Source organism: Microbulbifer maximicatervae (SeqCode) (genome assembly GCF_052467955.1).
This window is the reverse complement of sequence record NZ_CP174329.1, coordinates 2954909-2975914: the sequence shown is the minus strand read 5'-3', so window position 1 is coordinate 2975914 and position 21006 is coordinate 2954909. Positions and strand designations below refer to the sequence as shown.

General features: G+C 45.9%; 21 protein-coding genes. 9 read left to right on the top strand and 12 right to left on the bottom strand.

Translation table 11 applies throughout. The features are described from left to right. The first annotated feature begins 157 nt into the window (after positions 1-157). The 4 genes from ACJJI5_RS12820 (at position 158) to ACJJI5_RS12805 (ending at position 3645) form a co-directional block, all read left to right on the top strand. Positions 158-367, top strand: a complete 210-nt coding sequence (locus tag ACJJI5_RS12820) for a cold-shock protein (protein WP_108733254.1) — start codon at positions 158-160, stop codon at positions 365-367. 428 nt (positions 368-795) lie between these two features. Next, entirely contained in the window at positions 796-1509 is a 714-nt protein-coding gene (locus tag ACJJI5_RS12815; RefSeq protein WP_445354247.1) for a response regulator transcription factor, read from the top strand. Continuing rightward, positions 1496-2749 carry a sensor histidine kinase gene (locus ACJJI5_RS12810; protein WP_445354246.1) on the top strand — a complete coding sequence of 418 codons (1254 nt, stop codon included), beginning with the start codon at positions 1496-1498 and terminating at the stop codon, positions 2747-2749. Before ACJJI5_RS12815 ends, ACJJI5_RS12810 begins: the two co-directional genes overlap by 14 nt. Before the next feature lie 86 nt (positions 2750-2835). Then, positions 2836-3645, top strand: coding sequence for a MipA/OmpV family protein (locus tag ACJJI5_RS12805; RefSeq protein WP_445354245.1), 810 nt, complete (start codon positions 2836-2838; stop codon positions 3643-3645). A 160-nt stretch (positions 3646-3805) separates the two neighbouring features. Here the strand turns inward: ACJJI5_RS12805 and ACJJI5_RS12800 are convergent, their stop codons facing one another. The 5 genes from ACJJI5_RS12800 to ACJJI5_RS12780 form a co-directional block, all read right to left on the bottom strand. Continuing rightward, positions 3806-4729, bottom strand: a complete 924-nt coding sequence (locus ACJJI5_RS12800; protein ID WP_445354244.1) for a LysR family transcriptional regulator — start codon at positions 4727-4729, stop codon at positions 3806-3808. 78 nt (positions 4730-4807) lie between these two features. After that, positions 4808-5293, bottom strand: coding sequence for a DMT family transporter (locus ACJJI5_RS12795; RefSeq protein WP_444893880.1), 486 nt, complete (start codon positions 5291-5293; stop codon positions 4808-4810). Next, on the bottom strand, positions 5290-5733 hold the full coding sequence (locus tag ACJJI5_RS12790; RefSeq protein ID WP_445354243.1) for a DMT family transporter: 444 nt from the start codon (positions 5731-5733) through the stop codon (positions 5290-5292). The genes ACJJI5_RS12795 and ACJJI5_RS12790 overlap by 4 nt, the downstream gene beginning before the upstream one ends. Then, a complete protein-coding gene (locus ACJJI5_RS12785; protein ID WP_444908312.1) occupies positions 5730-6245 on the bottom strand; it encodes a VOC family protein in 516 nt (171 codons plus the stop codon). The genes ACJJI5_RS12790 and ACJJI5_RS12785 overlap by 4 nt, the downstream gene beginning before the upstream one ends. Beyond that, on the bottom strand, positions 6245-6604 hold the full coding sequence (locus tag ACJJI5_RS12780; RefSeq protein ID WP_445354242.1) for a carboxymuconolactone decarboxylase family protein: 360 nt from the start codon (positions 6602-6604) through the stop codon (positions 6245-6247). Before ACJJI5_RS12780 ends, ACJJI5_RS12785 begins: the two co-directional genes overlap by 1 nt. A 381-nt stretch (positions 6605-6985) precedes the next feature. Here ACJJI5_RS12780 and ACJJI5_RS12775 point away from each other — a divergent pair, with 381 nt between their 5' ends. After that, positions 6986-7630 (top strand): CatA-like O-acetyltransferase, encoded by a 645-nt coding sequence (locus tag ACJJI5_RS12775; RefSeq protein ID WP_445354241.1) that lies wholly within the window; start codon positions 6986-6988, stop codon positions 7628-7630. Between the two features lie 119 nt (positions 7631-7749). Here ACJJI5_RS12775 and ACJJI5_RS12770 read toward each other — a convergent pair whose 3' ends face one another. The 7 genes from ACJJI5_RS12770 to ACJJI5_RS12740 form a co-directional block, all read right to left on the bottom strand. Continuing rightward, positions 7750-8307 carry a PepSY-associated transmembrane domain-containing protein gene (locus tag ACJJI5_RS12770; protein WP_445354240.1) on the bottom strand — a complete coding sequence of 186 codons (558 nt, stop codon included), beginning with the start codon at positions 8305-8307 and terminating at the stop codon, positions 7750-7752. A 64-nt stretch (positions 8308-8371) separates the two neighbouring features. After that, positions 8372-10366 (bottom strand): TonB-dependent receptor, encoded by a 1995-nt coding sequence (locus ACJJI5_RS12765; protein WP_445354239.1) that lies wholly within the window; start codon positions 10364-10366, stop codon positions 8372-8374. A gap of 106 nt (positions 10367-10472) precedes the next feature. Beyond that, positions 10473-11840 carry a sensor histidine kinase gene (locus ACJJI5_RS12760; protein WP_445354238.1) on the bottom strand — a complete coding sequence of 456 codons (1368 nt, stop codon included), beginning with the start codon at positions 11838-11840 and terminating at the stop codon, positions 10473-10475. Continuing rightward, positions 11837-12535: a response regulator transcription factor gene (locus ACJJI5_RS12755; protein WP_445354237.1), complete on the bottom strand. Its 699-nt coding sequence runs from the start codon at positions 12533-12535 to the stop codon at positions 11837-11839. The genes ACJJI5_RS12760 and ACJJI5_RS12755 overlap by 4 nt, the downstream gene beginning before the upstream one ends. Positions 12536-12632: 97 nt before the next feature. After that, complete coding sequence (locus ACJJI5_RS12750; protein ID WP_445354236.1) at positions 12633-13049, bottom strand: hypothetical protein; 417 nt, start codon at positions 13047-13049, stop codon at positions 12633-12635. Continuing rightward, the gene (locus tag ACJJI5_RS12745) at positions 13033-13836 is read right to left on the bottom strand and encodes a CLCA_X family protein (RefSeq protein WP_445354235.1); all 804 of its coding nucleotides are present in this window, start codon (positions 13834-13836) and stop codon (positions 13033-13035) included. The genes ACJJI5_RS12750 and ACJJI5_RS12745 overlap by 17 nt, the downstream gene beginning before the upstream one ends. Positions 13837-13941: 105 nt before the next feature. Then, positions 13942-14823, bottom strand: coding sequence for a LysR family transcriptional regulator (locus tag ACJJI5_RS12740; protein ID WP_282932808.1), 882 nt, complete (start codon positions 14821-14823; stop codon positions 13942-13944). 122 nt (positions 14824-14945) lie between these two features. Between ACJJI5_RS12740 and ACJJI5_RS12735 the strand changes: the two genes are divergently transcribed. From ACJJI5_RS12735 to ACJJI5_RS12720, 4 genes are all read left to right on the top strand, one after another. Further along, positions 14946-15620 (top strand): type 1 glutamine amidotransferase domain-containing protein, encoded by a 675-nt coding sequence (locus ACJJI5_RS12735; protein WP_445354234.1) that lies wholly within the window; start codon positions 14946-14948, stop codon positions 15618-15620. Between the two features lie 60 nt (positions 15621-15680). Continuing rightward, positions 15681-16133 (top strand): DMT family transporter, encoded by a 453-nt coding sequence (locus tag ACJJI5_RS12730; RefSeq protein ID WP_445354233.1) that lies wholly within the window; start codon positions 15681-15683, stop codon positions 16131-16133. Positions 16134-17394: 1261 nt separating this feature from the next. Further along, on the top strand, positions 17395-19578 hold the full coding sequence (locus ACJJI5_RS12725) for a type I secretion system permease/ATPase (RefSeq protein WP_445354232.1): 2184 nt from the start codon (positions 17395-17397) through the stop codon (positions 19576-19578). Then, complete coding sequence (locus ACJJI5_RS12720; RefSeq protein WP_445354231.1) at positions 19575-20945, top strand: HlyD family type I secretion periplasmic adaptor subunit; 1371 nt, start codon at positions 19575-19577, stop codon at positions 20943-20945. The genes ACJJI5_RS12725 and ACJJI5_RS12720 overlap by 4 nt, the downstream gene beginning before the upstream one ends. Positions 20946-21006 lie beyond the last annotated feature (61 nt).

Below are 21006 nucleotides of genomic sequence, written 5' to 3'. Positions count from 1 at the left end.
TGCTACTATTCGTCCGCCGGTTTAAAAGCCATTTTTTATTGCAGTTTACCTCGTAGTTTTAGTCATAATCCTTCGTTCGGTCTCGTTTAAAATAATACTTTTTGCCCGCACAACTCCATTCAATTGGAGCGCAATTGTTCAATCAAGGATATCTATTATGTCTAATACAGTTACTGGTACCGTTAAGTGGTTTGACGAAGGGAAAGGTTTTGGCTTCATCGCCCAGGAATCCGGTCCCGACGTTTTTGCTCACTTCAGCGCAATTTCCGGTGGCGGTTTTAAAACCTTGGCCGAAGGCCAGAAGGTAGAGTTTACCGTGACTCAGGGCGCTAAAGGCCCACAAGCAGAAAACATTGTCTGCCTGTAAACTTTAGGCTTCGCCCCCAATAAGGGGCGAGACCGTCCACTTCCCCAGCCAGTAAGTGCTGGGGAGGTATCCCCCTTGCTACAACCTCTCTCTTTTTGTAGTGACAGCCGAGCTTTTTAGGTCTATCACGCATTTTCGAATTCCTCCCAGCTTTCTTAACTCGACGACAGATCTACCTGGATCAACTCAATCCAAATGAAGGGTGTAGTACCAATAAGGGGCGCCAGAGGGCAACTTTTTGCAAGAGCCTCTGAAGATTTGATAGGGTCATTTCTTGTCAAGCGCGATGGCCCCAACATTTTTAGATATGGCAGTAGCTGTCACAGGCAAGCTTCCCATAGGTGATCAGTAAGTGGACAATCTTACACTTATTTACTTTCCGTTTACCCAATGGCTTTTATTATTCCAGGTCTATCGAGAACTTTTGAGTGACTAGATCAATGGGGCCTGACTGCAAAACGCCATTATTGGTACTCTTAGCTGAAGACAATCACGCACTGGCGTCCAATATTATTGAGAGCCTCGAAGAGTACAATATTCGATGTGACTTCGCTGACAATGGAATAATGGCCACTGAGCTGGCCTTAAAGTATGACTTCGATGTAATCGTACTTGATGTCATGATGCCGGGTAGAAGTGGTTTCGAAGTGAGCTCTAAGTTGCGCAATGCAGGAAGCTCGACACCAATATTGATGCTGACCGCGCTGGACCAATTGGACGATAAACTTGCCGGTTTCCAATCTGGAGGGGATGACTACCTGGTTAAACCCTTCGAAATGCTTGAGCTGGTCGCACGGATTCGGTCTCTATCAATAAAACGACGCGTTACCCAAACCCGGTATAAAGTTGAGGACCTGGAAGTTAATTTAGAGACCCATGAAGTCACCAGGCAGGGAAAATCTATAAATCTGCCCCCAATCTGTTGGGAATTGCTCGTGTTTTTGATGCAACAGAGTCCAAAGCTGGTTACTAAAGAAAAAATTGAACAGCATTTATGGCAGTTTCTTTCCCCCGAATCCGACGTAATCAAAGTACATCTGTATCGGTTGCGGCAGGGAATTGATAAGGGGTTCAGTTTTCCACTACTGCACACGATCAGAGGGAAGGGCGTTATCCTGGGGAAGCGTGATGAAAGCCTTTGATCGCTCCATTCGCAGAAAGTTTTTCTTTCACTATATTTGGATTCTTGCCGCAATTGTGGCGTGCAGTGCAGTTGTCGTCGAGAGATCCAAAGTGAAAATGGTGAAGCACGCTTTAGGTGCGACACTGATATCTGTAGCTGAAAAACGTATCATTGAGGCCGGAGGGGTTATTGATGACCCTTTTTTTGCCCAGTTACAAACATATGATGAGTACAGTTCACTGCCAAATACGGCAAAGCGCGTGTTAGAGGAAGCTGACGGCGAAGAAAAAAGGGTGCACTTTAGCAAAGACTTAATTGATGATCGCTACTATTTAGCAATTATGCCTTATGCTGAAAGCGCACTTAAGACAACTTACTACGTGCTAGAAATAGAAGAAGCTGCAATACCCAGCAAGTACAAAAAGGTAGAAATTGAAGTTCTTATCGGTATCTTACTAGCCCTTACTTTAGCATTAAGTGTGCCTCTTATTCTTGCAAGACAAGTGATATCGCCATTAAAAGACCTGGAGAAATTTGCGCAAAATAGCCGGCATAAGTTGACTCCGATCCCGGAATCTTTAAAGCAAAGGAAGGATGAATTTGGTCGTGTAGGACGAGTACTGCAAGAGTCGCTACAGCAGGTATGGAATCAACAAGAGCAGGAAAAACAATTTCTACAGAATGCGAGCCATGAACTGAGAACTCCATTGGCAACCATTGGTAGCGCCTTGCATGTAGTTAAGGTAAGGCAAAAAAAAGGTAAGCCAATCGACACTCAACTGGAGCAAATTGAGCGCTCCTATGAGCAGATGACCCAGCTAACACAAGCGCTTCTGCTGCTATCTCAAAGCAAGGTAAATCTGGAATCAACAGAATTTGACTTTAGTAATATGATTCAAGCTCGAGTTGAGCAGCTCAAATACCTCTTGGGTCAGCGAGATGTACAAGTTCATCTCAATTCGGATAGTTCGATCAACTTGAAGCAAGTACAAGTGCTACTGGATATCGCCATAACCAATCTGCTCAGAAATGCTTTTGAGCATACTCTTGAGGGAAGTATCGATATTAATTTTGATGCAAATGGAATTCGGGTTCAGAATCCCATACTGCCGGAGCAGCAGGTGCATTTTGACAGGGGGGAAGGGCAGGGGTTTGGTTTAGGCCTTCATATCCTGAAGCAAGTGGCCGATCAGCAGCAATGGATATTTTCTTACACGAAAAATGAACAATACCTAACCGTTAACCTGGCCTGGGCATGAGTTTATTTACCTGGCGTTTACCTTTACCGGCATAGAATCCCCCCCAGAAATAACGGAACTTCAACCAGTTCAAATTGGGATTCAATATGTCTAGTTTGCGAGATCAAAACCATAAGAGTTCTCTGCCATTAACTTTGAGTATGTGCACCGCGCTGGTGGGTTCGGCATTATCCAGCCTGGCTTTTGCAGATGAAGTTACCCAGAAGCCGCCAAAGCAGGATGAGACAGCACTTTCTGTAGGTATTGGAACCTTTAGCGTTGAGTCAATCTACGTTGATGGTGAGGACCAAAACAACATATTTCCATTGATCTCAGCCCGCTACAAGCGTTTTTACTTTCAGGGTTTTGAGTTGGGTGCTGATCTGTACCACGACGATAAACTTCGAGTGAAGTTTGGCATTGGCGGTGACCTGGCGGGCGATAGAGATAGAGGGGACAGTGATAAGCTCAGCGATATGGAAGAGCTTGATCTGGCGATTCTTGCCAACTTATCTATAAACTATAAAAGCCCTGTAGGCCTTTGGAATGTTGGCATCTCACAAGATATCAGTGATACCCACGACGGATACAGTCTATCGGCTGGATATAGTCTGCCTTACAAGCACCAAAAGTGGATCATCAAACCCGACTTCACTATTAGCTGGCAAAGTGATAGTGCGTTGGATTACTACTATGGCGTGGACCTAGATGAAGTAACTCAAGATAGGGCAGCGTATGAAGCAGATGCAGATATCATTACCCGGTTAGGCGTACAAGTGGGTTACAACATTAGCCCAAACCTTATTCTTATGGGGGGCGTATATCAAACCTGGTATGGCGATGAGATTAGTAATAGCCCAATCGTGGACACTGATAGTTCTAGACGTACGTCATTGATGGTGAGTTATAAATTTTAACTCTTCTTACGATATTTGATGAGTGTAGATTATTTAGACTAGCCGGCTAGTCAATACCAAGCAGAAGTTACAGGCTGAGGCAGAAGCCCCTGCCTGTAACCAAAACCTGTTTGCAGTACAATGTACAAGATACCCACTGAGTCATAGCAAGAAGTCTTCTCTATTTTGCATCCCAATAACAGGGACTACCGTATTTCTCCTTAAGGAAATCAATAACAACACGTACTTTGGGAGCCAGGTTATCCGTAGGTAAGTAGAGTGCATTGATAGTCTGGTTTTCTGCCGATGAAGATGCGCGGTAGTCAGTCAAAACAGGCACCAGCTTGCCCAAGCGAATCTCCTCGTTGATTAACCAAGTTGGGAACATAACAACCCCAGCTCCCCCTATAGCACTGGAAACCAGTGTTTCTGCATTATTGCTGTAAAGTGATCCCTTAACTTCATAGGGTGTCAAACCATCTTTACCAATAAACCAGCGCTGTAGCCCATTGGTTCCCTTAAATACCAAACAGTTGTGAGCAATTAACTGCTCTGGCGTTTCCGGAACCCCATTTACCCTCAGATATTCCGGGCTGGCTGCCAATACAAAGTTATGATTGCCAAAGCGATTCATTTTCAAGCCTGAATCTTGGAGCGCTCCAATTCTGATAAGTAAGTCAATACCCTCCTTAGCAGGGTCAATAAAGCTATCTGTCTGCTGCATTTCGATCCTAAGCAGCGGATAAAGCTCTAACAAATCTGGAATATAAGGAGCAATATGAAGCCGCCCAAAAGCAACGGGGGCGCTGATTTTAACAACCCCCCGTGGTGTGTTGGCTCTTTGCTCAATTTGCCCGCACACTAGCTCATACTGACGAACAATATCGCTACAATACTTTGCAAAGGCCGTACCTTCATCCGTCAGTGATATTGCCCTGGTATGACGGTGCAGTAGTTTGGTTCCCACTTTCCCCTCTAGCTGAGCCATTTTTCGCGATACAGAGGACGGTGTCATTCCCTGCTGCCTGGAAACCTCAGAATAGTTACCCAATTGGGCCGTCATTAAGAACAGTTTTAACTCTAATATTGATATATCGTAATTCATTAGCTAGCGGTCGATAGTGGGTAACTGTTGACTGATGTTATGGCCCCTCTGAGTAGTGCTTTACTCCTGTATATTCAGCTAACTTTGGATAGCGGGCTGCAGTGCCTCATTACTACGAACTGGCGCTCTCCGATTAGCAAGGTAATTACAGATCAACGCTAGAACTACGCAAACCATTGCGGCAATTCGCCAGGAACTTAACGGGATAGACGGATTCGTAAACCATCCCTGGGTATCAATAATCAAACTCATACTCATCTGCCCAAAAATCGTTGCAATTGTTGTTGATGCCACACCAATTCTGGGAACAACAGCAACTACAACTATCATGTAGAAGATACCAAAAAGTGCACCTGTTAGTTGCCACTTAGGCACGGAAAGAATTGATGGGCCGCTGTGTTTTCCAAAGAAAAACACCAGTAAGCCCATCACTACAGCTCCGATACCAAAGGTAAATAGGGCGCTTTGGACAACTCCTACACTTTCTCCAAATTTTCCGTTAATTGCCGCCTGGGTGCTCAACGCTACGCCGGATAGTACTGCGAGCAACATCAACCCAATCATAATTTGGCTCCCAAGTAGGTAAAATATAATGCAAGGCATAAAAATGTTGCCCCACATATTCTCAGGAGATTGATGGGCTGTTTACGCACCCCAAACCACCCCAGGGAGTCAATTAGGAAGCTTTTGGCTGTTTGCCCCACAAGAATCCCGATCATGGTCATAGCTACTCCAAGTATAGGAGTGGCTAAAGTTAGAACAACAACGTAAACAGGTCCTAACAAGCCACCTGAAAGCTGCCACTTTGGAACCTCTCGCCAGCTTATATATTTTGCACTGGGGACAAATAGACTGATGAGCCAAAGTAGGGCTGTCCCAACACCAAATATGCTTAGGGTGGCCCACAAGTGACCAACCTGCATACCTAGGGGCCCTAACAGTCCCGCCTCGACGGAGAGCCCCATACCTGCGATAACAACCAAAATAGTGGCGAGAATATTCATCGAGGGTCAAATAAACGTACGTTAGTCAAATGCTCATAGGCCTTTCCATTAGGGTATGAAACGAGTTCAAGTTGCATACCCCATGGAGCCATGAAATACACCCAGGTCTCTCCTTCAGTTGGCCCTTCAGTCATTACCGTAGGAGCGCCGAGTACCTCTATATTCTGCTTCTTGAGGTATTCAACCGCAGCATCAATATCTTCAACATAGAATGCTAAATGATGCCCCCCAACATCAGCATTGTTTGGTGCCACCTTATTTCGATCTATGTTGTCGGCATACTCGAATATTTCCAGATTGATGCTGTTCGCATTCATAACAGCAATTTTCTTGATCTCTGCACGAGGATTTACATTAAGGTGATCCGTCATCCAGGTATCGTCTGAGGCAAATGGCCCAAACGTATAAGCCAACTCAAAGCCAAAGTGTGTACTAAAGAACTCAACGGCCAAATCAACATCCGGAACGGTGAATCCTATATGATCTGCTTTTTTAAGTCCGGGGATCGCCATTAGATATCTCCTCGATCATGGCGAAGCTTATTCAGTGCGCCCATGGTGGTAGCCCCTTTATTGAAGCCCGTATACATTGAGGCAAAAACAATCAATTCCTCAATCTCTTCATACGTTGCCCCTTGTTTGAGTGCCATATCAACATGGGCTCCAAACGGGTTACCTTCACCATTTACATTGAGCGCCATTTGGTCAATAGCGATAGTGATTAGTGCTTTGGTTTTCTGATCCAGAAGCGGCTTTCCCCATACCTCGCCTGCGACTCGTACAGCTAGATCTCCCCATACCGGGTTAATAGACTTAAGTCCCTCGATCAATGCTTGATCATCCAAAACGGCATTTTCGTACTTGGCAGTCATAGTTAATAGTCCTGGTTATCTAAATGATATTTCGCTGTAGAAACTGGAAGTTATTATAGAGAGTCGTATCCTTCTTAAAACTTATAAGCAGGAACATCACTTTTGCAAATTATGCACAGATGATCGCTGTTTATGAGGTGGCACAGTCTGTTGTTGGGACTTATTTTAGTGTCCTAGCAGGGGCGAAAGAGGTATATGGTAGCGTTGCTAAAATGGTATTAGCCTGAAGGGAAGAGCGTTTTGATATGGCGATTACAGCATGGTAGCTAATGCCTCTAAATATATTCCAGGTGTCCTAACTAGATAAAAGCTACTAGCAACACCGATGCTGCTTATAATCTACCCTAAACTATGAATATCCATTGAAGGCTCGATATTCATATGTCCATGACTCCTATTGATATCGAACGCTGGAATAGAAAGGCCCACTTTGAATTTTTTATGAGCAGTGCAGGGTCAACTCGGATAGGCTTAACCCAGCCGATCGATGTGACAAATCTGGTATCTTTCTGTAAAAAAAATACACTCCCTTTTTATTATAGCCTTATCTTTTTGGTCACTCAGGTCGCAAATGAAATAGCGGGTTTTAGACACCGTATTGTCGATAGCCAACCCATGGAGCACGATATGGTGCACCCATTATTTGCTGATTTAGGGGGCAAGGATGAGTTGTTTAAGCTCGTTATGGCTGGAATGGAGAAGAGTCTGGCGGAGTTCGTACACAAAACAAAAGAGCTTTCATTGTCACAAACTGAGCACCTCCCTGTCGAGAAGTTCATAAACCGCCATGATATTCTTAATATTAGCAGCTACCCGTGGGGAGACTTTTCCAGCCTACAGGTAAAACCGGTACAGAAAGAAAACTGTGACCCAGGAATACCTTTTATTGCCTGGGGGAAATACCATCGCCAGGAAGGGCGCCTTATCACCTCGATGTATATTGAAGTGAACCACTGTTTCCTAGATGGTATTCATCTTTATCAATTTAAGCAGCGGTTAGAGGGTAAGATTTGTCAACTGGCTTGAAGTCACCTGACTGGATTTGGGGCCTGTGAGTTACTCTGAAACATCTGAATCGCGGACCTTTCAGACCCGTAGGGATTATTCAGAACTATTCCAAGGCCCCTTGGCTAAAAGCTCCTCATTCAGCCCCCAATAAAAAAGGCAACTACCAGGGCAATAAGCCCGAGAGAAGTAAATTGTATAGAAGTCTTCCTGAATTTTGGTACCGCAAAGGCAACCACTAATCCACTAATCAAGCTAAATAGCAGGCTCGCACCAAGCATAATGGATGAGAACCAGAAGAGGGGGCCGGCATGGCCTTTATGTATCAGCAGGAATTGATGCCATAGATCATGTTCTTTTACATGAAGTATCGCTGATTCCTTATCCTGGCTTGGCTCCAAATAGACTTGACGTTTGTAGCCATACCAACCAATCCACTCATCTTCCAAATAGAAATCTGCCGGCAATGATACTTCTGTGGGCTGAACAAACGGAGATATGGTATCCAAAGTTTCTTGCTCATTGTTGGGTAGGCCCTTGGGTAGAGAGACTGTGTACTCAAATTGTTCATCGACGCCCCCCTCTATATCAAATAGATAGAGCACACCCGTGGCGATATACAAAATGGCAATGGGTAAAAAAAAGCAGGAAAAGTAGGTGTGGAGCTTGATCCACAGTAAACGGTATCTGGATTTCATAGGCAACAAAGGGCGCAATGCAAATGCATTGCGCCCTGATAGTAAATAAAACAAATAAAAGAAATTAGAAACGGTAGTCTACTGACAGTCGGATGTCCCGGCCTGCCTCATAAATTCCGGCTACGCTACCAAACCCGGTAATATCTGTATAATCTGCTACGCTGGAGTGATCCCGATAGAGCTCATTAAACAGGTTTTGAACCGCTAAATTCACATTCAGACTGTCATCTGCCAGTGGTTCCCAATGCAAGTAAAGATCGTGTACTTGGTAACCGGGCTTGTCAACCTCTTGGATGCTGTCGACATCGTCGTCGACCTCTACTGAGCGGTGTAAAACCTCAATATCATTTAAGTCTTGTACAAGAGTAAAATTCCAGCCCAACTCTAATTTCGGTGTAATAGCATAGCTGGTGGTCAGGTTCCATGTATCGCCGCGAGCATTTGCTAAACCGTTGTGCTCATACCCCTCTACAGTCTCTCCATTCAATTCCGAATCATTATGGCTGAATGCGGCGCTGATGGTTAACTGATCCCAAACATATGAGGCGCTGAGTTCAAACCCTTCAGTTTCCAACTCACCAATATTTTCATAATAAACGGGACGCCCGACCTGATCAAAAATAACGTCATCGATAGTGCTGCGGTAGACAGCGGCTCTTAGTTGAAGGCCGTCCAGGCTGTATTCTAGTCCCAGCTCGGTATTGTCGACCGTCTCAGCATCCAGGTCAGGATCAAGAGTTGCCGACCACAAAGTAAACCCATCTCCAACTTCCTTGCCGCGCATCGCTGTTGCATGACCCGCAGTAAAGGTGAGTGCATCGGTAAGCGAATAACTCATTCCAATATTGGGGCTGAACCCCTTACTATCTGTCTCATCATCATGAGTCACTTGCTCCAGCTTGTATTCATCGTAACGCAGTCCAAAACTCAGCAATAGCGCGTCTGTAGCCTGCCAATGATCCTGGATATAGGCTCCGCGAACATGTCCCTCTTCAAGCCAGGAGTTGAGGCCTCCCTCCACTCCCTCCACTTCATCCTCACGGGCCTCAATGCCATAGGTGATGGTATGTTGACCAACACTGCTGGTATTACGTAAATCAAAACCGATGGATTCCACGGAAGCAACGTAGTCCCATAGCTCCCGCCAAACTTCTGATGTGGTGTGGTAAACCGTTGTTTCTAAATTGACCAGTGCACTGGGGGCAAATTGGTGGTTTATGACAAAGGTCTGGCGTTCGGCTTCCATCGGGTAAAGAGTTTCGCCTTGCAGGGCGGGCCAGTTGGGATGTCTACTGAACTCGCCTGATTCTTCCCGCTGTTCAAAGCTGATACTCAGTTTTTGATTTTCAGACAAATCGCCACTCAACTTTATAAAGGCGAGATCTTGATCGGAAGCTGAGCCGTGGATAATGTCACCGTCGCCATCTTCCATATTATCGCGATCAACGGTCACAAATGACCCGAGCAGCCCCCAATTGTCAGTAATCTTCCCATATACCGAAGCACTGGCTTTCTCACCATCATTACTAAAGAAAGCGCCTTTCGCTATTGCGCCAAACTGCTCACCGTCATCTAGTAGATCATCCGCATCTTTGGTCTTAAAGCGGATAGCACCGCCAATGGCACCGGCCCCACTGGTAGCTTCACCAGCACCAGCTTGCACTTCAACTTTCTGCAATAGCTCCGGTTCTATTGATACCCGACCAATATGATGGAAGAGGGTGCTTGTTTGTGGAGCACCATCAACAGTCACATTAAGAAGTGTGTCTTCCATACCGCGGACATAGACTTTTTGCGCAATACCCAGTGACCCGCCAACAGATACGGATGGTATCTGGCGAAATATATCGCTGAGATCATTTGCCTGCTGGATGTCGAGTTCTTCAGGTGTAATCTCGGTATCTGTAGCGACGCCGACAACGACCACGGTTTCCAAAGGGGGTTCAGTGGTAGTCTCTCGCTCTTTTACTTCCTGTGCCTGACTAATGCCAGAAGCCAGGACGCTGGATACCATCAAGGGGAGTAACGCGTGTTTGCTATGAGAAATGTTGCGGGCCATTTGGCTGTCCTTCGCAGAGTTACTTATTTGCAAATGCGAATTATTCCTATTGCGACTCGCAAAGTACAGCGGTGTTGCATTTGTTACATTTGATGTCCGCTTTAGCCTAAGCTGGCTCTAAGCATCCAGAAAATTGAGAGGGAAGAGTCACTCTCATGCACAAGCCCCCTGCGGGACGATTGGAGGCTTCCACAGTTGCACCAACACTCTTCAGTTGGCGTCGTGCTAAAGCTAAACCAAGCCCAAAATTTTTTGATTTTGAGGTGCGTGATTGATCCGCCCTGAAAAAGGGCTTAAAGATACTACCCAACAGATCCTCTGGAACTCCGGGTCCCGAGTCTTCGATATCAATAATGACTTTATTTTCTGCGGTCTGCTCCAGAAGAACATGAACAGCTTGCCCCTTCGGGGTATAACGCATCGCATTGCGTAGAATATTCTCCAGGGCCTGACCAACAGCTTGATGGTTGGATTGTCTTATTTCCGCCGAGTCCGGCAAGTGGGTGCAGATAGTGCGGTTGGGGAATTCAAAACGAGCATCCTCAACAATAACGTCGATAAGGTCTACCAAGTCCAGGTCTTCGTTGCCCATAGTGGGTTGCTCATTATCTAGCCAGGCGAGAGTGAGGGTGTCCTCAACCAAATGTCGGATATGAGAGGATTCCCGCTGAATCCTTTGGATATTTCGATCACTTGAATAACGGTTACCTGCACCTTCGATGGCAATGTCCAAGCGGGTTAGGGGCGTTCGTAGTTCGTGGGAAAGGTCAGCAATCAACTGGCGCTGGTTGACGATTTGCTCGCCAATTCGGGTGGCCATCTGATCGAAAGTTTTGGCAAGTTCAGAGATCTCATCGTTGCGATTGCCTAACTGGCGATGGACACGAACATCAAAATTTCCTCGACTGAATTCCCTTGTTGCCTGCTCCAACTTCCGTAGGGGGTTCATAATGTGGCGGTATAGCATCAGGGAAATGAAAGCTAGAATGCCCATGGGTAACAGTATTTGCAGTGCCAGTCGGGTAGTTTGCCAGTAGCTACCAGGGCGCATCCTATCGGGAAGCAGTACCAGCAAGCTGGTTCTCTCTGTTTCAAATGGGATCTCCATTACCGGATTGTCCGCAAAATAGAGGTGGACTTTCCAATCTACATCGCGGCCTAAGTTATATCCGATGTAGCGATGCTCATTCCCTCTCTCTCCTGCAATGTGGGTTACCTCATACTGAGTAACAGTGGCCCAGGTATTCTCTCGTTTCTGGAGCATATACAACCATTGCTCCAATTCAGCTTTGTTGCCAGTGAGAAAGTACATCTCCGCATCTTTGCCCCACTGCTTTAACTCCTCCCGGTGAGAAGTTTCTAGCAGGCTCATCTGTTCCTCGGTGCGGATAGTTAGGGAGTTGATCAGATAGAAGAGGGCAACGATACCGGCAGTAGTCAGTAAGCAGAGTTTCCAAAAAAGTTTCCGGTTCATTTCAAACAGTATCCCTTGCCATGCACCGTTTGTAAGCGGTCTCCACGCCAGCCTACACACGTTAGTTTGCGTCTGACCCGGCTCAAGTGCATATCCAAACTGCGATCGTAGGCACCCAAAGTGCGGTTGAGGACCTGCTGGGAAAGATATGCCTTGCTCAATACTTCACCGCGGTGTATCGCTAGCTCCCACAGCAATTTGAATTGAATCGCTGTGAATTCAATTGGAGAGTCGCCTGCAAAAACTTGCTGGGTATTCAAATCGAGCAGTAGATTGTCGATCTCGGCATGGTCGACGTTCTCCGTCTGCGCCGGCTGACTGCGGCGCAATAACGCCTCAATGCGCAACAAGAGTTCAGTCTGATTAAACGGTTTAGCCACATAATCATCTGCCCCGTGGCGCAGGCCAGTGATTCTTTCTTCTTCTGCCCCCTTCGCGGTGAGGATAATCACTGGAACCTGACTGGTTTTGCGTAAAATCTTGAGTAGGGAAATCCCGTCCATTTCTGGCAGCATTAAGTCGAGCAGAATTAACTGTGGTTGGTGCTTTGTAGCTTTCAAAAGCGCGGTATGCCCATCAAAGCAGGTATTCACCTGATACCCTGCATCTTGGATCATCTCACTAAGTTGGTCGTTTAGGCCTCGATCATCTTCGACGATTAGGATATTAAATTGTGAGGGCAATTTTTGGCTCATGAAGACACTGGCTGTTTGCAAAATGATGCAGAGCAAATTACCACAATGGGCAATGGCTAAATATGGTTAGTTGAATTGATCAGGAGCCGGTCAATGATCACTCTGAAGCTGAATGGGTAATCAGCTGTAGTAACTTGGCATTGTATGCTTGAGCGTAAAATTTATTGTGTTTGTGCTGCTCGCTATCCAGAGCGTAATCTTCAATATGGAAGCCGGTTCCACATAAGAAAAATGTTTCCTGAGGTCTGAATTCAGCATACTTACCTTGCAAGTCTTCTTCTAGTATCCCGGGCGTTACATGGCCAACCCCTGGAGAATAAACATCCACGAACTTAGCCCGTTTATGAGTGAAATCATCTTCCGCATCAAAGAATCCACGCTCCGCTGACAACACGGGATCGCTGGCTATTGCAATCAATTCATAGCTTTTTGAAAGCTCAGCCCATACCCAAGCGACTACACCAGCGAGAAGGGCCGTGCCCAGAAGAAAGGTATTTCTAAGAGTTGACGTCATTGTCTCTACCTGTGGAAGCCCTAAGGCTTCGTCCTAAATAGGAAAAATAGGCTGTGAAAGCCTGGTTAATTCTTTTGCGTTGCTGCCCCTGTGGATATAGTCCCAACTTTGCCTCTTGACTAGCCTTTGAGCCAGCAACCAAAAAATTATTGTTGATACTGGCATCCTGAATAAATGCTTCGAAAGCCCGAGCACTCAGCTCTACAGGCTCACTGTAGTAGACAGAACCATTTGCTTTATCGGCACTGATGGAAGCAGTCACCAAGTCACTGGGGTTATTACCACTCTCATCCAGCATCACAGTTTTAAAGCACGTAAAAAGTAAGTCATTGAGCGGGTGGGGCACTGGAGTTGCATTCCGCAACCAGGCCTCTGAGGCATACATGGTACTGGGCGTATCACTGAACGCTTTTTGGGCCAAGTAATGATCAAATGCATGAAACCATTCATGGGCAATAGAGCCAGGCCCCGCATTCTTGGCAAGAGAAAAGCTCCGGGCAGTAGGGTCATAAAAGGCAGCCATCCCCGGGCGCCCGCCGATTCCATATTGGAAAGACAATGTACCTCGTAGAGATACCAACGCTTCCGGTCCTTGAAGAATGGTCATTAGATCAACAAGTGCATCATAAAAAAGCCCTGCGGCCCGATCGTGCTCCTCGCGAGTGAGCCATCGGCCAACAGCAATTGAGCGAAAGCCGAATCGCTTCCTGACATCCACAAACGAAACGGGTTGTCGTTGCTGGGTTGCAGTGTGACCACTGCGATAAAATGCCCTGGTCAGGACCATAATCAATGCCAGTCGATTGGAGGAGGCTGGATATTAATCCTCTGGATTGAAGGTTTGCAAGAAATGGGAAGTGCTTCTATTCCTTTCAACGAACCCAATTGATTTCTATTCAACCCAGTCAGAAAAGTAATCAACCAAATAGTCAATCGCCATTCGCGCTCGCATGGGTAAAAAGCGACGATTCTGATACACGATCCAGCTACTGGCTCCGCGCCCACAAAAAGATTCCAAGATAGGCTCCAGTAAGCCCTGTTGAATTGAACCACTGAAACTGCTTTTGGGCATATAAGCTATACCCAGGCCTTGCTCACAAGCTTTAACGATCGCATGGGCATTATTTGTTCTCCAGCGCCCACTAACCTTTACGCTTACAGGCTCTCCATTCAGGTCAAAAACCCATTCATCATTGTTAGCCACCAAGCAACTCTGCGTTTTTAGTTGATCGGGGTGATTGGGTATACCATTTTCTTTCAGGTAACTCGGGCTTGCGACAGCCATCATTTGGCGGTCGGCCAGTTTACGAGCAACTAAGCCGGAATCCTCAAGGCGACCATAGCGTATGGCAAAATCAATCCCATCCTCGACGAAATTGACCATCCTGCTATTGAAGTCCATATCGATTTTCAATCCCGGGTGTTTCAAGCCAAAGTCCATCAGGGCAGGGGCAACATATTGCTCAGCAAAGATACCAGCTCCGCTAACTCTTAGTGTTCCATTGAGCTGAAACTGTTGCTGGCTAACCTGCTCATTCGCCTGTTGCAGGCCAATCACTAACTCTTTACACCGCTGGTAATAGGCGGTCCCGGCCTGGGTCAGACTTACCTGACGTGTTGAGCGGGCCAAAAGGGATGAGCCCAAGCGCTCTTCCAGACGGGAGACCTGCCTACTCACATGGCTAGTACTGCAGCCAAGTTGCTTGGCAGCCGCTGAGAAACCTTGGCTTTCTGCCACCGCTACAAACTCGACTATGCCGTCAAAATTTTCCATGTTTCTCAATCTCGATTGTTGCCATTCTGCAAAGGTATTTAACAGATTTTACGCATTATCAGCACAAGAGGGACAATCTACAATCCCTCCCCACTGAATGCTGACCAACAGAGGAAAGAAACATGAAGAAAGTACTTATACCAGTGACCAACCACGCCACCCTTGGTGAAACTGACCAGGCAAATGGCACCTACTCACCTGAGTTGACTCACGCGATTCACGTATTTATGGAGAGTGGACTCGACTATGACATCGCCTCTATTAAAGGGGGGAAAGCACCACTCTATGGCACTGACATCGAAGGTGACGACATCAACCAAAAGGTGCTTAATGATTCAGATTTCCAAAACCGTATCAATAACACCATCCCTATGAGCCAGCTGAATACTGCAGACTATGATGCAGTATTCTACCCCGGCGGATTTGGTCTGCTTTCTGACTTGGCAACTAACGAAGACTTCGCAAAGCTAAGTGCCGAGATCTACGAAAAGGGTGGCACATTGGCCGCAGTGTGCCACGGTCCCGCTGGTTTCCTGCCTATCACCCTGAGCAATGGCGAAAAGCTTTTGGCTAGCAAGTCTGTCACCGGCTTCACTCGTGAGGAGGAGATTGACTTCGGCACCATTAATGACATCCCATTTTTGCTGGAAGAATCTTTGGCGAGGGGCGCTGCCCGCTACAACAAAGTACAACCTTGGCAGGAGTTTGTTATTGAAGATGGGCGAGTGATTAGCGGCCAGAACCCAGCAAGTGCACACGGTGTTGGTGTTGCCATCGCCAAACAGCTTGCCAGCTAATACATGGCCTGGCCGGCCCCTCTGGGGTCGGCTCGTGATTCTAAGTAGAGGTGTCCCGTAGTGCAAAATGCAGTTATCTACCCGTCTCTAATGCTTATTGCAGGCATTGGTATACCGATAATGGCCACGCTGAATAGTGGTCTCGGTATTAAGCTTGGTAGTTCAGCCCTGGCTACTACACTGCTATTTCTCGTTGGACTTGTAATCTCCGCGGCCTATCTCTTGAAAACGGAGGGGTTACCCAGTGCTGTTTTTAGCAAAGAAATTGCCTGGTACTTTTACTTGGGTGGGATTCTAGTAGCTTTCTATATATTGAGTGTGACTTGGGTGTCGCCAAGGTATGGTGTGGGTAATGCGGTATCTTTCGTTCTTCTAGGGCAACTGCTCGCTATTAGCGTTATCGACCATTTTGGATTACTGGGTGCGCAGCAAACCAGCTTGGATACCAAGCGCCTTATCGGTCTCGCCATGATGGTTGTTGGCGTACTGTTGGTAGTAAAGCGCACGTATTAAGGAGTCTCTGAATAACTTCGTGATACCTCTGGCATGCAGAGCGGTTCACAATCAAGGCGCGGCTTCGCAGGTTGGAATAGAGACCACTTAAAAACCTTCATTGCAAAGTTAACTCCACTTCTTGCTACGGAGGCAAGAATCGAAAAATATACGGAGGTAAAAACTATCTAGCACAACCGTTATTTTTATAACGCAACTTTTTTGTATTCTCACTTTTATAATATCAATATCTTCTTTTTCAATGAAGTCAGTCTAATTGGACATGGGGTTAAAGAAACGCGTATGCACTTATGGGATAACCTTCCCTCTAGGCAATTTATTGATCTCATAATTAGGAGGGTGCCCCTTCTTATAAACCAGAACTGTTCGCTGAAAGCTCAAAAAAGTATCTCCTCGCTGATTAATACCTCGGGTTTCTACACTAATAATACCCTGTGTTGGTCTGGACTTGGATTCACGCTTAGAAATGGCCTAACTTTCTGCATAAACCGTGTCACCTTTAGTTAATTACCACCCTTGCCAAATTATAAAACATTGCATGTAAATACCAGTCTATTTTTGAGCTTTAACGGACATAGTATCGTTTGCAGTAAGATACAGTTCAAAAGAATGTTAGGTTGACCTACCCTTTTAAAGTTTATGGCTGCGAAGATCCGTGCTTTGATGCGATGTGCTGATGGAGTTGTTTCAATGCTATATCGGCTCTTGCTAAGTATTTTAAGGGAATTGGGATCTCTCTTATAGGAGGGTTAAACGATACAGTCGGTGGCGACACTAGGCATTGATTATATCCTGTGTAATTGGCGCTACGCAGCGATGAGAATAAAGCTCACCTTGTGGTTGTTATTTAAGTAATTAACGGTGGAGCTTTTGCTCTCCACTGCTAAATACTTCAAATCAGTGAGATTTCTATTTGGGGGAAATGTACTTTTGCATGGGGTGTGGTTGTTAATTGACTTCGCTCTACTACGAGGTGGGCGGTGTCGAATTTAAGTTAAGAGGTGCAAAACGGTACATGTATATTAATTAAAGGTGACGCCGTGGAGGTGCAGAAAATAATATATTTCCCTTCAGGTCGTGTCTTGATTCAATCTGGAGAGGCAGGATACTCTTTAATGGTCAGCTTGCAAATTAGTCCTTTCTTTTGTGAACCATGTCATAAAATGTAAAGAAAAATAATTCGCCAGAAGGTGATGATTGAAAATTTAATTTTTGCTGTGTTAATTTTGTCTGTTATTGATGTAATGGAAAGTTGTAATTAATGGATTATGTACGGTCCGAAGGGAGTGTGGACACCGGTTTGTCTGCATTCCTTATGGTGGTTCGATTTCACCATATCCCTGCCGATGCAGGTCAGTTGCGACATGAGTTTTGTTCTCATGGTGAAAAATTCGCCGAAGCAGAAATTATTCGTGCCGCTAAATATTTAAAGCTCAAAGCCCGTGCTTTTAATACCTCTTGGGGAAAGCTTTCCAGGCTTGCCCTGCCTGCTATTTTATCAATGAAAGATGGTACTTTTGCTGTGCTCGCAGGAGTTCAAGATGAAAAGGTACTTATCCATTTTGCCCGTGGTGGGCAGCCTAAAGAGTTAGATAAGGAGGTTTTCCTTTCCTTGTGGGGTGGGCGTACCATTTTGGTCGCCAAGCGATCACTATTACCTGGGGGGCAAGGGAAATTTGATATCAGCTGGTTTATACCGGCAATTCTAAAATACAAGCACTTGTTGAGAGATGTAATAGTTGCATCTTTTTTTATCCAGATTTTTGCATTAATCACTCCGTTGTTCTTTCAAGTAATGATTGATAAGGTGCTGGTACATAAAGGGGTGACCACCCTGGATGTATTGGCATTTGGTTTGATAGTCATATCAGTATTTGATGTATTGCTGAATGGCTTGCGCAACTACGTTTTTACACATACGACCAACCGGGTGGATGTCACCCTTGGCGCAAAGCTATACCATCATCTTACGCGGCTGCCTGTAGCCTATTTCCTTGCTCGGCAGGTGGGTAATACCGTCGCCCGGGTACGTGAGCTGGATACTATACGCAACTTTATCACTAGTTCGGCTTTAACCCTCGTCATTGATTTATTTTTCACAATCGTTTTTTTTGCGGTAATGTACTTTTATAGTCCAACACTCACCTGGATAGTGTTAGGCTCTATACCATTTTATGTGGCACTTTCGGTCTATATCACTCCGATTTTACGAAACCGCCTGGATGAGAAGTTTAAGCGTGGTGCGGAGAATCAGGCATTCTTAACGGAGTCTATAGCTGGTATTGAAACCGTTAAGGCCATGGCGGTAGAACCGCAAATGCAAAAGCGTTGGGAAGAGAATCTTGCAGCTTATGTTGCTGCATCTTTCAAGGCGAGTAACTTAGGGAATATATCCGGTCAGGTTGCTCAGCTAATCAATAAGATTGTAACTGTATTGATTCTATGGGTGGGAGCCACCCTGGTGATGAGCAATGAGCTCAGTATTGGGCAGTTGATCGCCTTTAATATGATTGCCGGGCGAGTAAGTGGCCCTATTCTTAAGCTGGTCCAGCTTTGGCAGGATTTCCAGCAGGCGGGAATATCTATCGAGCGCTTAGGGGATATCCTCAATACGCCTGCAGAGCCTGGTCATAATCCAAACCGAACCACCTTGCCAAGAGTCACTGGTAAAGTAGCTTTTGATAATGTCTCTTTTCGCTATGCTCCGGGACAGCCTCAAATCCTGCATCAGCTTAATCTTGAAGTAAAGGCTGGTGAGGTTATTGGTGTCGTTGGACGCTCAGGGTCAGGTAAAAGTACGCTTACCAAGCTAGTGCAGCGTCTGTATGTTCCAGAGAGTGGTCGCGTATTGGTTGATGGAATCGACCTGGCTCAGATGGAGCCATCCTGGCTGCGTCGACAGGTGGGTGTGGTTCTGCAGGAAAACAGGCTGTTTAACCGATCAGTGAAAGAGAATATCGCCCTGGTAGATCCAAGCTTGCCAATGGAAAGGGTCGTGCAGGCAGCAAAGTTAGCAGGTGCACACGATTTTATTGTAGAACTGCCAGAAGGCTATGACACTCAGGTGGGTGAACAGGGAGCCTCCCTGTCTGGGGGGCAAAGACAGCGTATTGCGATTGCCCGCGCTCTTATTACAAATCCTCGAATTTTAATTTTTGATGAGGCCACCAGTGCCCTGGACTATGAGTCTGAGCGTATTATTCAAGAGAATATGCGTCATATTTGTAAGAACCGCACAGTCTTTATTATTGCTCATCGCCTTTCTACTGTTCGCCATGCCGATCGGATCATCGTTGTTGAAAAAGGAGATATTGTAGAGAGTGGCCCTCATGAGGAACTAATAGAGAGGGAGGGCTATTACGCTCGCCTACATAGTTATCAAAGTCATACTCCCAAACTCAAGGCGGTGCCACAAGCGGCAAAACTGGACGAGGGTCAGCTATGAAATGGTTGCCGGCATCCTCAGATAAAAAAGAGATTTTAAGTGATAAGGAAATCCATAGCTTTCGCCCGGCTGCGATTGAAGTGGAGCAGACACCTCCTTCACCTTTAGGGCGTGCAATTATGTGGGCCATTGTTTCACTCTTTATTATCGCGATTCTTTGGGCTTGTTTTGGTCGCATCGATATTGTTGCTACCGCTCAGGGTAAGGTGATTCCCAGTGAAAGGGTAAAAACCATCCAACCACTGGAAACCGCTGCGGTAGCAGCCATTCACGTAAAAGAAGGGCAGAAGGTAAAAGCCGGTGATCCGTTAATAACTCTGGATACCTCCATTACTGCTGCAGATGTTCGCAGGCTTAACCAAGAGTGGCGGGATGCGGCTTTGCACCGCAACCGATTAGAAGCTTTAACTAACTGGTTTTCCTCTGAGCGACAGTCATTGCCCAGACTTTCTGTGCAGCTCCGAGAGCTCACTCCCTATATGGGAAAATATGAAGCTCTCCTCCAGCAGGAGGCGGCAGAATTTACTGCAAACCTGACGTCTCTTCAGAGGGAGGCGGCACGCATGGCTGCTGAGTACAAAATGACTGAGGCAGAAGTTACGAAAAATAAGCGACTGCTAGAAGTTTTGAATGAGAGAGTCAGCGCTTACGAAATTATGCAGAAGAAAAAGCTTGGGGCTCGCATGGAGTATTTAGAGGTAAAGCAGAGCCAGATTGAAGTAGAACAGGATATCAGTATCCAGCAGGCGAGCCTGCTTCAGTTGCAAGCAAGCATGGCTGCAAATAAATCTCAGCAAGATGCACTTTTGCATCAGCAATATAAGTTAGCTCTACAACAATTGCACGATATTCGTACTCGAGAGGCTTCTCTCTATGAGGAAAAGCTTAAAGCGGAGCAGCGAAGCAAGCAATACCACCTAACTGCCCCGATTGATGGCGCAATACAGCAGCTAGCCATACACACTATTGGTGGTGTGGTAACTCCCGCGCAAGAATTAATGTTGGTCGTTCCTGAGCAAAGTGATATGGAAGTTGAGGCTTATATTCTTAATAAGGATATAGGGTTTGTACATGAAGGACAGTCGGCGGAAATTAAGATTGATACGTTTAACTTTACCAAGTATGGGGTAATTGATGCAGAGCTTGTGGATCTCTCTGGTGACGCTATTCAAGATGAGCAGCTGGGATTGGTTTATAAGGCGCGCTTAAGGCTGCAGCAAAAGGGGCTTGCTGTAGATGGTAGGTTTGTAAGGCTTTCACCTGGGATGTCGGTAATGGCTGAAATTAAAACTGGAAAAAGAAGAATTATTGAGTTTTTTCTATCCCCTTTATTGCGATATAAGAATGATGGTCTTGGGGAACGCTGACTTTGATTTGACTGACTTTTCAAGGGATTTAACATAAAGGTAGAGATAAGTACGGATTATG

What these genes read in the sequence shown, in the direction of transcription:
- ACJJI5_RS12760 (WP_445354238.1), bottom strand. Translation starts at nt 11,840, where the DNA reads ATGAACCGGAAACTTTTTTGGAAACTCTGCTTACTGACTACTGCCGGT.
- ACJJI5_RS12775 (WP_445354241.1), top strand. Translation starts at nt 6,986, where the DNA reads ATGTCCATGACTCCTATTGATATCGAACGCTGGAATAGAAAGGCCCAC.
- ACJJI5_RS12780 (WP_445354242.1), bottom strand. Translation starts at nt 6,604, where the DNA reads ATGACTGCCAAGTACGAAAATGCCGTTTTGGATGATCAAGCATTGATC.
- ACJJI5_RS12805 (WP_445354245.1), top strand. Translation starts at nt 2,836, where the DNA reads ATGTCTAGTTTGCGAGATCAAAACCATAAGAGTTCTCTGCCATTAACT.
- ACJJI5_RS12720 (WP_445354231.1), top strand. Translation starts at nt 19,575, where the DNA reads ATGAAATGGTTGCCGGCATCCTCAGATAAAAAAGAGATTTTAAGTGAT.
- ACJJI5_RS12765 (WP_445354239.1), bottom strand. Translation starts at nt 10,366, where the DNA reads ATGGCCCGCAACATTTCTCATAGCAAACACGCGTTACTCCCCTTGATG.
- ACJJI5_RS12740 (WP_282932808.1), bottom strand. Translation starts at nt 14,823, where the DNA reads ATGGAAAATTTTGACGGCATAGTCGAGTTTGTAGCGGTGGCAGAAAGC.
- ACJJI5_RS12725 (WP_445354232.1), top strand. Translation starts at nt 17,395, where the DNA reads ATGGATTATGTACGGTCCGAAGGGAGTGTGGACACCGGTTTGTCTGCA.
- ACJJI5_RS12820 (WP_108733254.1), top strand. Translation starts at nt 158, where the DNA reads ATGTCTAATACAGTTACTGGTACCGTTAAGTGGTTTGACGAAGGGAAA.
- ACJJI5_RS12795 (WP_444893880.1), bottom strand. Translation starts at nt 5,293, where the DNA reads ATGATTGGGTTGATGTTGCTCGCAGTACTATCCGGCGTAGCGTTGAGC.
- ACJJI5_RS12745 (WP_445354235.1), bottom strand. Translation starts at nt 13,836, where the DNA reads ATGGTCCTGACCAGGGCATTTTATCGCAGTGGTCACACTGCAACCCAG.
- ACJJI5_RS12800 (WP_445354244.1), bottom strand. Translation starts at nt 4,729, where the DNA reads ATGAATTACGATATATCAATATTAGAGTTAAAACTGTTCTTAATGACG.
- ACJJI5_RS12790 (WP_445354243.1), bottom strand. Translation starts at nt 5,733, where the DNA reads ATGAATATTCTCGCCACTATTTTGGTTGTTATCGCAGGTATGGGGCTC.
- ACJJI5_RS12770 (WP_445354240.1), bottom strand. Translation starts at nt 8,307, where the DNA reads ATGAAATCCAGATACCGTTTACTGTGGATCAAGCTCCACACCTACTTT.
- ACJJI5_RS12785 (WP_444908312.1), bottom strand. Translation starts at nt 6,245, where the DNA reads ATGGCGATCCCCGGACTTAAAAAAGCAGATCATATAGGATTCACCGTT.
- ACJJI5_RS12735 (WP_445354234.1), top strand. Translation starts at nt 14,946, where the DNA reads ATGAAGAAAGTACTTATACCAGTGACCAACCACGCCACCCTTGGTGAA.
- ACJJI5_RS12810 (WP_445354246.1), top strand. Translation starts at nt 1,496, where the DNA reads ATGAAAGCCTTTGATCGCTCCATTCGCAGAAAGTTTTTCTTTCACTAT.
- ACJJI5_RS12750 (WP_445354236.1), bottom strand. Translation starts at nt 13,049, where the DNA reads ATGACGTCAACTCTTAGAAATACCTTTCTTCTGGGCACGGCCCTTCTC.
- ACJJI5_RS12755 (WP_445354237.1), bottom strand. Translation starts at nt 12,535, where the DNA reads ATGAGCCAAAAATTGCCCTCACAATTTAATATCCTAATCGTCGAAGAT.